This window comes from Pedobacter punctiformis, assembly GCF_027213715.1.
Taxonomy (GTDB): Bacteria; Bacteroidota; Bacteroidia; order Sphingobacteriales; family Sphingobacteriaceae; genus Pedobacter; species Pedobacter punctiformis.
Genome location: NZ_JAPWGM010000001.1, coordinates 110,038 through 125,186 on the forward strand (window position 1 = coordinate 110,038; position 15,149 = coordinate 125,186).

Here is a 15,149-nt window from a genome sequence, read left to right on the forward strand (position 1 = left end):
TATAAGCAGAATTTAAGCCTTTTCTACCCAGTTGCCATCATCTTTAATAATATCAATCAATTCGTCCAGTGCATAAGCAGTGGTTACATTTTTCTTAACTACTTCTTTACCCCGGTAAAGGGTAATTTTATCAGGCCCGGTGCCTACATAACCATAATCAGCATCGGCCATTTCGCCCGGGCCATTTACAATACAACCCATAATACCGATTTTAATTCCTTTTAAGTGATCGGTTCTTGAACGGATTAACTGGGTAGTTTCCTGCAAATCAAAAAGGGTACGCCCGCAACTGGGGCAAGAAATATATTCAGTTTTGCTGATCCGCGTACGTGTTGCCTGTAAAATACCAAAACTGGTTGCATTAATTAAAGCCAGGTTCTGTCCGGCTGCATCAATCCAAATCCCATCTCCAAAACCATCGGTAAACAAAGCACCTAAATCCGTAGCGGCGTATAACATTAAATTGTCTGCATCCAGATGGGCATAGGTTCGTTTAATCATCACCGGAATTTGTATATTTTTTTCCTGCAACGATACGAAAAACGCCCTTTGCTGTGCCATGCCATGTACCGCAGCTGTTTTTAAAATTAGTACGGTATTGGAGTGAAATGCCGGAATATCGGCATATTGAAATGCATCTGCATCCACCTCAACGAAGTTTAGCAATTCATCTTTTATCTCAGCTTCACCAAACTCCTTTAATGAAAATAAAGGATGACAGTTGTTTTTATCTTTTAAACTTAACCAGGTATTGTAGTTATAAACTTGTTTCAGGTTTCCGGGAAAAGAGAATGAAGGTAAATGGTCTCCAAGATAAACTAAATCGCATGCCTGATCTGCAAGATTATATTTATCTAAACCTGCACTGTAATTATACCCAACAGTATTTAAAAAGAATGGATCTTTGAGGTTTTCATTTGAAACATCAACCATTACCACAGGATGATGATGCCCGCCAATGTGCTGAACCGGATCAGTAACCCTGCGATTATACTCGTAAGGATTATAAGTTTTAAATGGAACATCAGGCATGGAGATTTTGGTAGCCTCATGACCTCGCAAAGAGTAACGATCTGCTAATGCTTTAGCCACTGGCGCTTCAAATTCCGGATCTTCAGTTAAAGAAACCCTAATGGTATCGCCTAAACCATCCTCCAGCAAAGTTCCAATGCCAACTGCAGACTTTATGCGCCCGTCTTCTCCATCACCAGCCTCTGTAACACCCAGATGTAATGGATAGTTCATTCCTTCTTTCACCATAGTTTCAACCAAGAGGCGATAAGCCTGAACCATTACTTGTGTATTACTGGCTTTCATGGAGATCACCAGGTTATAATAATGCTGATCTTCGCACATACGGATAAACTCCATTGCCGATTCAACCATTCCACGGGGTGTATCTCCATAATGACTCATAATCCGATCAGAAAGTGAACCATGGTTAGTACCGATGCGCATAGCAGTACCGTATTCCTTACAAATTTTAACCAGCGGAATAAATTTTTTATTAATTCTTTCTAGTTCCGCATTGTAAGCATCTTGTGTGTATTCTAAATTTTCAAATTTCTTTTTATCAGCGTAATTACCCGGATTAACCCTTACTTTCTCTACAATCCTTGCCGCCATTTCAGCCGCATTTGGGGTAAAGTGTATATCAGCAATTAAAGGAACATTATATCCGCGAAGACGTAATTCTTTTTTGATATTGGCAAGATTTTCGGCTTCTTTAATGCTTGGTGCCGTAATCCGGACATATTCGCAACCCGATTCTACCATTCTAATGATTTGCTCTACCGTTGCCAAAGTGTTCATGGTATCAGTAGTGGTCATAGATTGGATACGAATTGGGTTATGGCCTCCAAGGGCAATATCTCCAATATTTACTTCGCGTGTTAAAAACCTGGAATACTGCGTTAAACTGTTGCAATATCCTCCACCTAACTCATGCTTTACTGATAAATTCTCCATGCGATGCAAAGATAAGGATTGTTAGAAAGTTTTAATGTTGGAATGTTGTAATTATATCAACCTGTCTTTTACAACTAAAGTATTTGCAGCAATATCATGCCAGCATTGATTTTTTTTGTTCAGGAAACTGTATAAATAACCAAAAAATACAGGAATTACAGACAGAATTTTAGAGAAATTCCTGACGAATGAAATACCAGTTGAAATACGGCTGCCTTCCATATTGGTTACCTTTATACTTAGCAGGCTTTTGCCTATGGTTGCCTGTTTCTTTGAAGCTTCGGCAAAACTTCCATAAATTAATTTGAATAAAAAAACAGCAGGAAGCGGTACAACAAAAGCCATAATGCGTTCGTCTTTACCTTCAATAAAAATGTAACTGGTTAAAATAATTAAGCTGTAAAGAATAAAAATCAGAAAATGATCGATTACAGAGGCCAGCAAGCGCTGATCAAAGGCGGCAAAATATTGAGGTGCAGTTTTTTGGTAAGAAAAACCTAAAAGCTCACGCAATTCTGGCATTGCGTGAGCTTCTTTATAGTCGTCCATTCCCGGCTTGCGTATAAAAGTGCCCGGCTTTATATCTAAGTCTTTTAACTCGTTTAAAGTATAAGGACCCTGAGGTTTGCCATTTACAACGATTATATATTCTTCCATTCAGGAACGGTTTTAAGGTTAAGGATTAGTAAGATCAAAATCTGAAATTAATCCGGGTTATCTTAATTCAATCCCTAACCTTTCAAATCTAGTATCTTTGAACTTCAAAATTACTTAATCCACCGTCTAAATTAATAAAGATTTTTTTGGTTGATGATTTATAGTTTGATGTTTCATACACACCATCGCTAATTTTATCAAAACCATCGAAATCTTTAGCAGATAAACCTGTTTTGGTTTTAATTCTGCAACCCGAATTGGTAGGTACCTTAATTTTAATGTCTGCAACACCCGATTTAACAATTACATCAGCAATTGGTAATAAATCGCCCATTTTTATATCAAGTGCAGCGGCACCACCTTCAAATCGAAAGGTCCGAACTTTATAAGGTGCAAAATCGAAATCTGCCTCACCCGCACCTAATTTCATAATAATATCCCAGTTTGGCGCTTTGTTCAATTTAAAATCAACATCATTGCCTCCGTCACCAAAATTCCATTTGTTCTTTTTATCCTGCATTTTGAAGGTTAAAAGCGTAGCGGTATCTGTAACTTGTTTAGTTAAAGAGAAATCGCCATGTTTTTTCTTTACGTCAGCATGGATCAGCTCAGAAGTTTCTCCGTCAAGGTTAAAAGAAATGCCACCGCCGGAAATATTCAAAACTGTTTTTTTAGCGGTATCTGCAGCCACAAGTGGTTCAGATAATTTAAGCTGATTAAAAGCAGTATCCCGGTCATCGTTATCATTGTCGTCATCATCATCGATTGTGATGTCAACATTGTCTTTCATTTTATTTCCCCACCACGAATTACGCTCAGGCGGCTGTTGTCCTTTATAAAAAAGGAATGATAAGGTTACCACAAGCACGGCAATGGATATAATGTGCCCCATTTGTGAATTATTACGGTTAAACAAAATGTTAACACCTGCAATAATTAAAAATACAGGCCAAAAATGCCAAACATTGCGCCAATAGAAATTGATTACGCCAAAGTTTTCCAGTAGAAGTACTCCGCCTATAAAAAGCAGTAAAATACCCCAAATTAATCTATCTAGTTTCATAACGTATATTATTGAGGGTTAGCGGATGATGAATTAGTTTCATCTTTAGGGGTTTCGGTTACAACTATAGCATCTTCAGCAACGGTTGTTGCTTTTGGTTCAGCTGCAGCCTGTTGGTTTTGCCAGTCTTTCCAGTCGTTTTTTCTTTTTGATTTAGCAATAATACTGATGCCCAGTGCAATAAAAATTAGTGGCCAAAGGTTTCTGAATCTAAAAAAATCAGGAATCAGGTCAAATTCACGCATTAAGAAAAAACTTCCGATCACCAATAGAAATAAACCGCCTATAGTGCGTCCGGTATCATTCGGTTTACTAAACTGATTGAAATTTGGTTGCGTTTCAAAAGGTGTTTTTTGTGCACCTTCATTAACCGGCTGATTCCAGTTAGTGTTTCCTGCATTATAAGGTGTCGCAAACGGATCTGCAGTTCCATAAGGCGGCGTATTCGGATTATTTTTATTGAAATAATCATTAAATTTTGAGAACCTGGCCGCCGGATCATTATTAACCGGTAAAATGATCCACATAATAATATAGGCCAATAAGCCACCGCCAGCCATAAATATAGCCGATAAAGCAAATAATAATCTAATTATGGTAACCTCTACCTGCATATAATCTGCAAGGCCCGAAGCTACACCGGCAATCATCTTATCGTGTTCGTTTCTAAAAAGCTTCTTTTCCATAATGCAATTCCTTTGTGTTTAAAAATCAAGCGGGGTAATCAGTACTTCATCAACGTTTACACCTTTACTTAATTTTAAAATGGTGAATAAAGTTTCTGCAATATCTTCCGGCTGTACAAATTTTTCATCGGGGATTGTTGTTCCTTCCCAGGATGACGTTTTAGTAGAGCCCGGTAAAAAGGCAGTCACTTTTACGTTGTATGGAGCTAATTCTTGCCGCAATACATGATTAAGACTAAGCATCGCTGCTTTTGTTACACTATAACTTCCTCCATTTTTTACTGGAGCACGACTGGCTACCGAGCAGATGTTAAAAATATGCCCCTGACGCTCAGAACGCATCAATTTTCCAAAATATTTACTGACATAGTACCCTGCATTTACATTAAGTTGCTGCTGTTTTTCAAAGGTTTCATCCTCTTCATCTAACATACTACCCGGTAAAAAAGCACCAACATTATTGACCAAAACTTCTGCAAAACCAAAATTTTGCGCAGCAGCATCCAAAAACTGATAAACCTGCTTTTTATCAGAACAGTCTACCACAAAAGTTAAAATAGTTTGTCCATAAGGAATTAGCTCATTTTTAAATTGCTCCAAATCTGTTAAACTTCTGGCCACTAACACTAAATCATACCCATTTTGAGCCAACTTAGTTGCAATTGCCCTGCCTATTCCTTTTGTTGCACCTGTTATTACCGCTTTCATATTTTTATGGTTTAATTTTTGTAAGCAAAAAACCATATTTATATTTAAAACCACGAATATTTTTACAATTAACAAAGGCCTACAAATTATTTATCGTTTCTTTGTAGGATTATAGATTTAACATTTAAATTAAGCAAAACTATACGGAATGAATTTCACCAATTTTGGCAGATACATCCTGCTACTCAAATCTGTATTCAGAAGGCCGGAGAAGCTAAAGATATATCTTAAGGAAATTGCCAAGCAAATGGATTATGTTGGTGTGGGCTCCTTAGGGCTTATTGCTATTATATCAACCTTTATTGGTGCGGTAATGACTTTGCAAATCGCTTTCCAGCTGGTGAGTGATTTTATTCCTAAAACCATTATCGGTTCTGTTAACCGGGATTCAAGTATACTGGAACTTAGTCCAACCATTAGCGCAATTGTGCTTGCCGGAAAAATCGGATCAGCCATTTCATCAGAAATTGGGTCTATGCGGGTAACCGAACAAATTGATGCCCTTGAAATTATGGGTATTAATGCACCGGGTTATTTAATTTTACCTAAAATCATCTCAGGTATTACAATGGTACCCATGCTGGTTATCATTTCTATGTTTTTAAGTATTACAGGTGGTTATATCGGTGGTTCAGTTTCCGGTGCCGTTACTCCTAATGAGTATTTACAAGGTATTACAACTGATTTTAACCCTTACACCATAGTTGTAGCGCTGGTTAAAGCTTTTGTATTTGGTTTTATTATTACCTCGGTACCTGCATACGAAGGTTTTTATGTTAAAGGTGGTGCCCTGGAAGTTTCGCAGGCCAGTACAAGAGCGGTTGTAATTAGCTGTATTTCTATTTTAGCTTGCGATTATATCGTAACCCAATTGTTATTGTAATGATAGAGATTAAAGATATTTATAAATCATTTTCCGGTAATGATGTATTAAAAGGCATTTCCGGTAAGTTTGAAGAAGGGGTTACCAATTTAATTATCGGTGGTTCGGGCTCAGGAAAAACAACCTTACTTAAATGTATGGTTGGTTTGCACCAGCCTGATTCGGGCTCTGTATTATATGATGGCCGTGATTTTACGCCAATGACTTATGAAGAACGTATCGAAGTTCGTAAGGAAATCGGCATGCTTTTTCAGGGATCGGCTTTATTTGACAGTATGACGGTCGAAGAAAACATTATGTTTCCTTTAAATATGTTTACCGATCAATCGAGAAAAGAAAAATTGGAAAGGGTAAATTTTTGTCTGGAAAGGGTAAACCTGGAAGGCAAGAATAAATTGTTTCCTGCAGAATTATCCGGAGGGATGAAAAAGCGTGTGGGTATTGCCCGTGCAATTGCCATGAATCCAAAATATTTGTTTTGTGATGAACCAAACTCCGGATTAGATCCAAAAACATCAATTGTAATTGATGAGTTGATTAAAGAAATTACCGAAGAATATAAAACAACAACCATTGTTGTAACCCATGATATGAACTCTGTTATGGGTATTGGTGATTATATTTTATTTTTGCATGAAGGAAAAAAATTCTGGGAAGGAAGCAATAAAGAAATTGCCCATACCGATATTCAGGAACTAAATGACTTTGTATTTGCCAGTCGTTTTATGAAGGCTGCAAAAGATAAGTTTTAGATAAATAATCGCTTTTTATAAATGATACAATTACTTGCCCCCACCCACTGGAAAGACTACGAACTGATTGATTGCGGGGATTTTGAAAAATTAGAACGTTTTGGAAACGTTATTTTAATCAGACCAGAGCCTCAGGCAGTCTGGAAAAAAACGTTATCAGAACAGGAATGGAAAAAAACTGCTAACATTACTTTTAGAGGCCGCTCTGCTACATCAGGTGAGTGGGTAAAGAAAAATCAGTCTATCCCAGACCGTTGGCATGTTGAATATAAAAACAACGAAGTTGCCATTAAACTTCGTCTGGGTTTAACTTCCTTTAAACATGTTGGCGTTTTTCCCGAGCAAGCAGTTAACTGGGATTTCATTTCCTCATCTATTAAAAAATTTAAAACACCACAACCAAAAGTATTAAACCTTTTCGCCTACACGGGTGCGGCGTCATTAATTGCTAATGCTGCCGGTGCAGAAACCACTCACGTTGATTCAATTAAACAGGTTGTAACCTGGGCCAATGAAAATCAGGAGCTTTCGGGATTGAAAAATACCCGCTGGATGGTTGAAGATGCCTTGAAGTTTGTTAAAAAGGAGCTTAAAAGAGGTAAAAAATACAACGGCATTATTTTAGATCCACCTGCTTACGGACATGGTCCGAATGGCGAGAAGTGGAAACTGGAAGATCATATTCAGGAAATGATGCAGGATGTGGTTCAGCTTCTGGATGAAAAAGAGCACTTTTTAATCCTGAACACCTATTCATTGGGATTTTCTTCTGTTATTGTAGAAAATCTGATCCGGACATCCTTCCCTCAGGTAAAAAATCTTGAAACCGGAGAATTGTACTTACAGGCAACCGCAGGCATAAAACTTCCTTTGGGCGTTTTCGGCAAATTCTGTAATGTGTAAATGTTAATTACTTTATTTTGAATTATCAGTTATCCCATCTACTTTCATCAATTGGGAAAACCATCTTAACGCTTAAAAAAACTATTATTAAATTTATGAAATTTCCACAATTAGCGGGCACACTAATACTTGGGTTTGCCGCCATCAGCTTATTCGCCAACTGTAATTCGGACGGAAAAAGCAGCGTCGGTAAAATATTTTCTTCTGATACGACTAAAAAGAAAACAGATTCAGCAGCTGTTGTAATGAAACCCGTTGATCCAAAACTTTATGATTCATTAAACCGTAAACTGGCAAATGGCGATACGACTGGAAAATGGCCGGTAAAAAAGCAACCTATTCCATTGGCGGGTGCAATTTTACCGTTTAAACGTATTGTTGTGTATTATGGCAATTTACATTCAAAAAAAATGGGTGCACTTGGAGAATATGCGCCAAAAGAAATGTGGCAGCGTTTAAATGCCGAAGTAAAACACTGGGAAAAAGCAGATCCTTCCACTCCGGTACAACCAGGCTTACATTATATTGCAGCAGTTGCAAGCGGTACGCCGGGTAAAGATGGTAAATACATCAACCGAATGGGTAATAAACAAATTGATTCTGTTTTATCTATCGCAAAAATGCAGCCTGGAACCATCGTATTTTTAGACTTGCAGGTTGCTTTGAGTAACATAAAAGCAGAATTGCCTCATATTGAAAAATACCTGCAATTGCCTTATGTACATTTAGGTATTGACCCTGAATTTTCTATGAAAGATGGAACTTTACCGGGTAAAAAAATCGGAACGTATGATGCAGCAGATATCAATTATGTATCTGGTTATTTAGCAGATATGGTAAAAAAATACAACCTGCCTCCAAAGGTTTTCACCGTACACCGCTTTACTAAAAAAATGGTTACCAATTATCAGAACATAAAATTAAGACCTGAAGTTCAAATTGTAATGCACATGGATGGATGGGGTGAGCCTGAATTGAAAAAAGGAACGTATCGTCACTTCATCTATTCTGAACCCGTACAATTCACAGGATTCAAGTTGTTTTATAAAAATGACTTGAAGAAAGAGCCAAAACGTTTATTAACGCCTGAAGAGTTATTAAAACTTACACCAAAACCGATATACATTCAATATCAATAAAGGCAGTCTTTTTTAGGAGCTTATAAAGCTTTTAGGAAAAAACACACATTAATTATCACGACCTCGTAAATATTATTTTTACGAGGTTTTTTTATATACGTTTGAAAAACATTATACCTTAATTTTATGTTAAATTAGACTATGCAAACAGCAACATTTGGTGGAGGATGCTTTTGGTGCACCGAAGCCGTATTTCAAACCTTAAATGGTGTAAATCAAGTAACATCAGGTTATATGGGAGGTGAGTTAAAGCACCCTACCTATATGGAAATTTGTAATGGCGATACCGGTCATGCGGAAGTTATTCAAATTCAATTTGATGAAACAATCATTAGCTTCCAGGAGCTTTTACTTATTTTTTTTAAAACCCATAATCCAACAACGTTAAACAAACAGGGCAATGATATCGGCACACAATATCGTTCGGTAATTTTCTACGATAATCCCGAGCAAAAAAAACAGGCAGAGGAAATGATTGACGAGCTTACCAGGCAGTTAGTTTTTGATCAGCCGATTATAACTGAAATTACACCGGTTTCTGAGTTTTACGAAGCTGAAGATTACCACCAAAACTACTTTAGCGAAAATCAAAGTAAGCCTTATTGCGCTTTTGTTATTCAACCGAAGTTAAACAAGTTTACTGCTGATTTTAAAGAAAAAATAAAGCCTGAATTTTTAGAATAATCATTACTCAAAAGTGAGTAATGCATGCTGGCTTGCGGTATGCAAATCCCTCCAAACCCGGTTAATTTCCGTTTCCTTTCTAGCCGCCTCCAATCCACAATAAATAAACAAAGTATCAGCAACTCTTCTGCCTGTATGTGCTAATTTCCGGCTTAAAGTGCTCACTTCATCCAGTTTATTAACATCAATTTTCCTGCTACGGATTAACTGAGACCACGATTCATCAAAAACGGAGTAAAATTCTTTTCTAACGGAAAGCAGCTCGGTTTTACAACGATTTAATTCTGATTTGAAATAGGTAATTTGTTTTTCATTATATCTTTTTAATCCAGACCTGGAATAAAAAGAATTTTCAACCAGGCTGATGAAATGCTTTGCCATACCCAGACTGTTTACAGCAAGTGTGGTTTCTGCAAGCTGCAAAAAAGGGTAATCAAAACCCTCATCAGCCACACTGATGTGTTCATTAATTTTAAAAGTACGGTTTTCAGGTACATTTAAATTCTGCACTTCAAAAGCATGACTTCCGGTTGCAATTAAACCGAAATAAGACCAACCGGGTAATATATTTACTTCTTCTTTTTTTAAAATGAAAGATTTTATTTCCGGCTCCCCATTTTCATCTAAAATATCTTCATCCTTTTCGTTTTTCAAAGCACAATTAGCCGTAAATATTGTAGCATGAAGTGCGCCACTTGCATATTTCCAATGGCCATTTACCAGATAACCCTGTGCTGTTTTAATTGCAGTACCACCAACAGCTCCGCTACCTGCAAAACAAACTTTCCGATCTGCAAAAACCTCTTTAGCCAAATCAGGATCAAGAAAACCTGCAAACCAGCCTGCTCCGCTGCAAAGTGTAATGGTCCAGCCCAAACTTCCATCAGCTTCAGCCAGAGATTCTTCCAACCTTAAAATTTCGGGTAATTTTTTTCCGGGCCCACCATACACTTCCGGAACAAACAACTTAAACCAATCTTCCTGATAAGCCAGTTCTAAAATTTCCGGATGTAATGCACCCATTTCTTCCGAATCAGCTGCATATTCCATTATCTTTTCCTGCCAGTTTGTGGTTAATATTTGTTCCATTATAATGCAGGGTCTAATTTTTTCTTGTTGTAAATCCTTTTCCAATCGATAAAACCAAAAATGGCTACAATAAACAGTATAGTTGTTAATACAGCAAACATGGCCAGTTTTTTATGGATAAATAATGGAATGGCTACAATATTTGAGATGTTAAGGAATATCCAATTCTCTATCTTTCGTTTAGCCAGCAACCACATTCCGGCCCAGGCTGTAGAAGAAACGAATGCATCCCAGATGGGTACGTCAGAATTTGTGAACCGTTTTAATACAACATAAAGAAATCCGAAGCCAGCAAAAGAAATCAGCAATGCGATGGTTATTTCTGCTGTAGATGACCACGAAACCTGCACGCCATTATCTTCTTTTCGCTTTTTCCATATGATCCATCCATAAACGCTCATTACCAGATAATAAATGTTAAGCAAAGTTTCGGCATAAAGGTTTACCTTAAATAATAGAAACATGGACAGGCAAATGGAAATTATACCTGTTGGATATAACCAGATGTTGTTGCGCTTTGCCAGTAACACCTCTGAAATCCCAAAACCCACTGCAAGCCATTCGATTATAGAGGTTTGCACAATTTGATTCAGAAACAGGTTGCCCCATTCTTGGAAATTTATCATTTACCGTTTGATTTGCTTTTACAGCTTATAAAAATTAGTAAAAACTGTTACAGGGGCGAACAGCATTGTAATTAACCTCTTCCCTACGCCGGCATTATCCGAATCAGGTGCATTTAAGGTTTAAGATAAAAGTTTGTGAATTACACATCCTTTTGCCTTTCTACTTAAAATGGGTATAATCTCAGCCAATGTGAGCAACAGAAATTGCGTCAGCATCAGCACCCCTATGAGCAGGACAAATATAATTTTTAAATTGAAGAATTAAGATTTAAAGAATAACAATATGTTTACTCTTAAAAACAAATGGTCCGTGAACACGAACCATTTGATAGATTTATGCTGTAAAAAGCAGATTAAAATAACCCCAGCTGCCCCTTATCATCAATTTCAATATCATTTGGATTGGTGATCTCGAAATCAATTTTCTTAATCGGTTTTTCTTCAACTTTAGGTGCTTCCTTTTTAACAGGTTCCGGTTTTGTTACTGGCGGTTCTGCTACAGGTTTTTCTGCTTCTTTTTTAACTGGTTCATCAATTTGAACAGCTGGCTCAGCAGGTCTTTCTATCACTGGCTCAGGTTGATTAACAACAGGTTTCTCAACTTCTTTTTTAGCTGGTTCATCAATTTTATCAACCCGATCAGTAGTTTTTTCTATCACTGGCTTAGGTTGTTTAGCAGCAGGCTTTTCTACTTCTTGTTCTGGTGTTTCTGCCCGAACCTCATCAATAATTTCCTCTTCGGCAGTTTCCGGCCCTTCATTATTTTCACTTTCATCCTCATCAGGTCCTTCAACTTCGGGTATTTCAGCGATTTCCTCTTCAGGTTCTTCTAAAACCACTTTTTGAACGTCGTGTGGAGATAAACGATTGCCATTTGCCTTTAGTCCTTTTACATCAATTAATTCAGCTAAAACCAAATCTAATGTTTCAGGAATTTGGGTTTTACCTTTTAATATATCAACGATGATTTTTGCTGTAGGGTTAGCGGTTAAAAATAACAGCCTTGATTTTGGCTCTTCACTAATAAAATATATCTTTTTACCAACAGATTGGGATTCGAAAGTAAAGCGTTTAACAAAATAATTTTGAGCTTTTCCATCGTAATGTACCGCAGCAAAAACCTTTTCAGGATCAAATTTTTGAATTAAAATCAGGCCGTCGTCAAAGTGATTACTTAGCTCAAAAGAACTTAGCTCATAATAACCGTCCTTATTAATCTGCAGTATTTTATCATCACCATCAAACTCGCCCAAATACTTACCGCGTCCATCCACATTTAAACGCTTTAATAAATCATCATACCAGATTTTTAATCCTGATAAGGTTGAAACACCTTTGCTCTTTAAAATGATTTTTTTAACCGGATATTTAGAAATAATATTGCCCTGCGAACCACGGCCTTTTATAGCCACTTCGGCAAAATCCTGGTCAAACTGCAACTTACGCAGTTTAGAATGTGGTTTTAAAGCGATATTGACAACTTCAGCCTCTCCGTTTGGATTGGCTGTAAAATATAAAACCTTTGAGCCTTTAGAACCTTTGGTTAAATCGTATTCTTTATCGCGGGTAACTCCAACAACAGCAAAACGTTTAATGTAAGCTGTACCGCTTGCACCATCTTTATAAATCATGTTGTAAATGGTACGCTCATCATTTTTCTTAAATACCTGTGCATGAATAATTCCTTTACCTACAAAGGTTTTATCTGCCACTTTGGTGATGATGCACTTACCATCTTCGCGGAACACGATAATTTCATCGATATCTGAACAATCTGCAACAAATTCGTCTTTACGTAAACCAGAACCAATAAAACCATCCTCCCGGTTCATGTATAACTTAATGTTGGCTAAAGCTACTTTTGCAGCTTCCACACGATCAAAAAGACGAATTTCGGTTTTACGTTCCCTTCCCTTGCCATATTTATCTTTCAGTTTCTGAAACCAGGCAATGGCATAATCGGTGAGATGTTTTAAATGATTTTTAACCACCTTAATTTCATCTTCCAGGTTTTTCATTTGCTCATCGGCCTTTTTCACATCAAAACGTGTGATGCTACTCATTGGCTTATCGATTAACTTTTTGAAATCTTCCGGTAAAATTTCACGGTAAAGTGAAGGCTTAAACGGATCAAATAAAATGTGTAAAACTTCAACTACTTTGTCAAAATCAGTTGAATTTTCATATTCAGGATTTTTATACATCCCCTCCTGAATAAATATTTTTAATAAAGAACTGAAGAAAATCTTTTCCTGCAACTCGTGCAGACGAATTTCCAATTCTTTTTTCAATAAGTTTTTAGTGTGTTTTGTATTTTCAATTAAGATATCGTTTACACTTAAAAAGTGTGGCTTATCTCCCTGAATAATACAGGTATTTGGCGAAATAGAAACCTCGCAGGCGGTAAAAGCATATAAAGCGTCAATCGTAACATCAGGCGAAATTCCTGGCGCCAGGTGCACTACAATTTCTACATTTGCGGCGGTATTATCTTCAATCTTCTTGATCTTGATTTTACCTTTATCATTGGCAGATAAAATACTATCAATTACAGAGCCTGTTGTGGTACTAAACGGAACTTCAGAAATCACTAAAGTCTTTTTATCTTTTTCGGTAATTTTTGCCCTGACCCGAATTTTGCCTCCACGTTGTCCTTCATTATAATTTGAAAAGTCGGCCATTCCGCCCGTAAAGAAATCAGGCAATATATCCGGACGCACGCCTTTTAAAGCTTCTATCGATGCATCGAGCAATTCGATAAAATTATGCGGCATCACCTTCGTCGCCAAACCTACAGCAATACCTTCGGCACCCTGCGCTAATAATAACGGGAATTTAACCGGTAGTGTAACCGGTTCATTGTTACGTCCATCATAACTTAACTGCCAAACGGTGGTATCTGCATTAAATACAACATCATTGGCAAATTTTGATAAACGGGCCTCAATGTAACGTGGAGCAGCAGCACTATCGCCAGTAACCGGATCGCCCCAGTTACCCTGACAATCGATTAGTAAATCTTTTTGTCCAATCTGCACCATCGCATCGCCAATAGATGCATCACCATGCGGGTGGTATTTCATGGTGTTGCCAATAACGTTGGCCGCCTTATTAAAACGTCCATCGTCCATTTCCTTAAGCGAGTGCATAATGCGCCGCTGAACAGGCTTTAATCCATCATGAATATGCGGTACAGCCCGATCAAGAATTACATAAGAAGCATAATCGAGGAACCAGTTTTCATATAAACCGTTAATTGGTGTTATGGTATGTTTATGATCCTGTCCATCCGGCAGGTTGGTGTCGTTTACGTTTTGGTCTAATTCTTCACTCATCTATTTACAAAAATTGGCAGCTGTAAATATAATAAAAATGATTGCACAGCGTGAATACAGATTATTCACATTGTGCCATAAATCCACAGTTTCAGCAGCTTTTAAAACATATTATTTACCGAATTTTGTAAAACCGTTTAAAATTACAGTCTTGGCATCACCAATCTGTCTTCAACAAAAACAAAAGGCAATAGGCTTTTTACACCATTAACTTTTAAAACTTCGCCATTAAGACAATAAAACAGCACTTGAATAGGTTTATTTTGCTTTTTCTCAAATTCGGACATAACCTGTAAACATGCTCCGCAAGAAGTTATGGGTTTTGTAATTTCGAAAGAATCTGTTTGTGCAGTAATGGCCATACTTTCTACCACAGCATCAGGGTGTGTAACGCCAATGGTAAAAAGGGCTACCCTTTCGGCACATAAGCCGGATGGATAGGCCACATTTTCCTGGTTACTGCCCAAAACAATTTCTCCGGATGCCAGCTTAATGGCTGTACCCACTCTAAATTTTGAATAAGGCGAATAGGAGCTGCTTAATGCCTGTTCTGACATTTCGCACAATGCTTTATCTTCTTCATTTAACTCCTCAATACCGGTATAATGCTCGTATGATATATTTAGATCTACTAATTTCATAATTAATAATTTTTC

Annotated in this window: 14 protein-coding genes; 5 read left to right on the plus strand and 9 right to left on the minus strand. The window is 37.3% G+C overall.

Annotation, left to right across the window (positions count from 1 at the left end):
- Window positions 1-12 precede the first annotated feature (12 nt).
- From ispG to O0955_RS00530, 5 genes are all read right to left on the minus strand, one after another.
- Window positions 13-1,968 carry a (E)-4-hydroxy-3-methylbut-2-enyl-diphosphate synthase gene (gene ispG, locus O0955_RS00510; protein ID WP_269425586.1) on the minus strand — a complete coding sequence of 652 codons (1,956 nt, stop codon included), beginning with the start codon at window positions 1,966-1,968 and terminating at the stop codon, window positions 13-15.
- A gap of 51 nt (window positions 1,969-2,019) precedes the next feature.
- Entirely contained in the window at window positions 2,020-2,625 is a 606-nt protein-coding gene (locus O0955_RS00515) for an RDD family protein (RefSeq protein WP_269425587.1), read from the minus strand.
- A gap of 88 nt (window positions 2,626-2,713) precedes the next feature.
- Entirely contained in the window at window positions 2,714-3,688 is a 975-nt protein-coding gene (locus O0955_RS00520; RefSeq protein WP_269425588.1) for a toast rack family protein, read from the minus strand.
- Window positions 3,689-3,696: 8 nt separating this feature from the next.
- Window positions 3,697-4,374 (minus strand): PspC domain-containing protein, encoded by a 678-nt coding sequence (locus O0955_RS00525; RefSeq protein ID WP_269425589.1) that lies wholly within the window; start codon window positions 4,372-4,374, stop codon window positions 3,697-3,699.
- A gap of 18 nt (window positions 4,375-4,392) precedes the next feature.
- Window positions 4,393-5,082: an SDR family oxidoreductase gene (locus O0955_RS00530; RefSeq protein WP_269425590.1), complete on the minus strand. Its 690-nt coding sequence runs from the start codon at window positions 5,080-5,082 to the stop codon at window positions 4,393-4,395.
- 148 nt (window positions 5,083-5,230) lie between these two features.
- Between O0955_RS00530 and O0955_RS00535 the strand changes: the two genes are divergently transcribed.
- From O0955_RS00535 to msrA, 5 genes are all read left to right on the plus strand, one after another.
- The gene (locus tag O0955_RS00535) at window positions 5,231-5,965 is read left to right on the plus strand and encodes an MlaE family ABC transporter permease (RefSeq protein WP_131536049.1); all 735 of its coding nucleotides are present in this window, start codon (window positions 5,231-5,233) and stop codon (window positions 5,963-5,965) included.
- Window positions 5,965-6,717: an ABC transporter ATP-binding protein gene (locus O0955_RS00540; RefSeq protein ID WP_269425591.1), complete on the plus strand. Its 753-nt coding sequence runs from the start codon at window positions 5,965-5,967 to the stop codon at window positions 6,715-6,717. The genes O0955_RS00535 and O0955_RS00540 overlap by 1 nt, the downstream gene beginning before the upstream one ends.
- Before the next feature lie 21 nt (window positions 6,718-6,738).
- Window positions 6,739-7,620 (plus strand): RsmD family RNA methyltransferase, encoded by an 882-nt coding sequence (locus tag O0955_RS00545; protein WP_269425592.1) that lies wholly within the window; start codon window positions 6,739-6,741, stop codon window positions 7,618-7,620.
- A 95-nt stretch (window positions 7,621-7,715) separates the two neighbouring features.
- Window positions 7,716-8,759 (plus strand): hypothetical protein, encoded by a 1,044-nt coding sequence (locus O0955_RS00550; protein ID WP_269425593.1) that lies wholly within the window; start codon window positions 7,716-7,718, stop codon window positions 8,757-8,759.
- 141 nt (window positions 8,760-8,900) lie between these two features.
- On the plus strand, window positions 8,901-9,443 hold the full coding sequence (gene msrA, locus O0955_RS00555; RefSeq protein ID WP_269425594.1) for a peptide-methionine (S)-S-oxide reductase MsrA: 543 nt from the start codon (window positions 8,901-8,903) through the stop codon (window positions 9,441-9,443).
- Window positions 9,444-9,446: 3 nt separating this feature from the next.
- Here the strand turns inward: msrA and O0955_RS00560 are convergent, their stop codons facing one another.
- From O0955_RS00560 to O0955_RS00575, 4 genes are all read right to left on the minus strand, one after another.
- On the minus strand, window positions 9,447-10,532 hold the full coding sequence (locus O0955_RS00560) for an acyl-CoA dehydrogenase family protein (RefSeq protein ID WP_269425595.1): 1,086 nt from the start codon (window positions 10,530-10,532) through the stop codon (window positions 9,447-9,449).
- Window positions 10,532-11,158, minus strand: a complete 627-nt coding sequence (gene pnuC, locus O0955_RS00565) for a nicotinamide riboside transporter PnuC (protein WP_269425596.1) — start codon at window positions 11,156-11,158, stop codon at window positions 10,532-10,534. The genes O0955_RS00560 and pnuC overlap by 1 nt, the downstream gene beginning before the upstream one ends.
- Before the next feature lie 353 nt (window positions 11,159-11,511).
- A complete protein-coding gene (locus O0955_RS00570; protein WP_269425597.1) occupies window positions 11,512-14,493 on the minus strand; it encodes a DNA gyrase/topoisomerase IV subunit A in 2,982 nt (993 codons plus the stop codon).
- A gap of 143 nt (window positions 14,494-14,636) precedes the next feature.
- A complete protein-coding gene (locus tag O0955_RS00575) occupies window positions 14,637-15,134 on the minus strand; it encodes a cytidine deaminase (RefSeq protein ID WP_269425598.1) in 498 nt (165 codons plus the stop codon).
- Window positions 15,135-15,149: the final 15 nt, after the last annotated feature.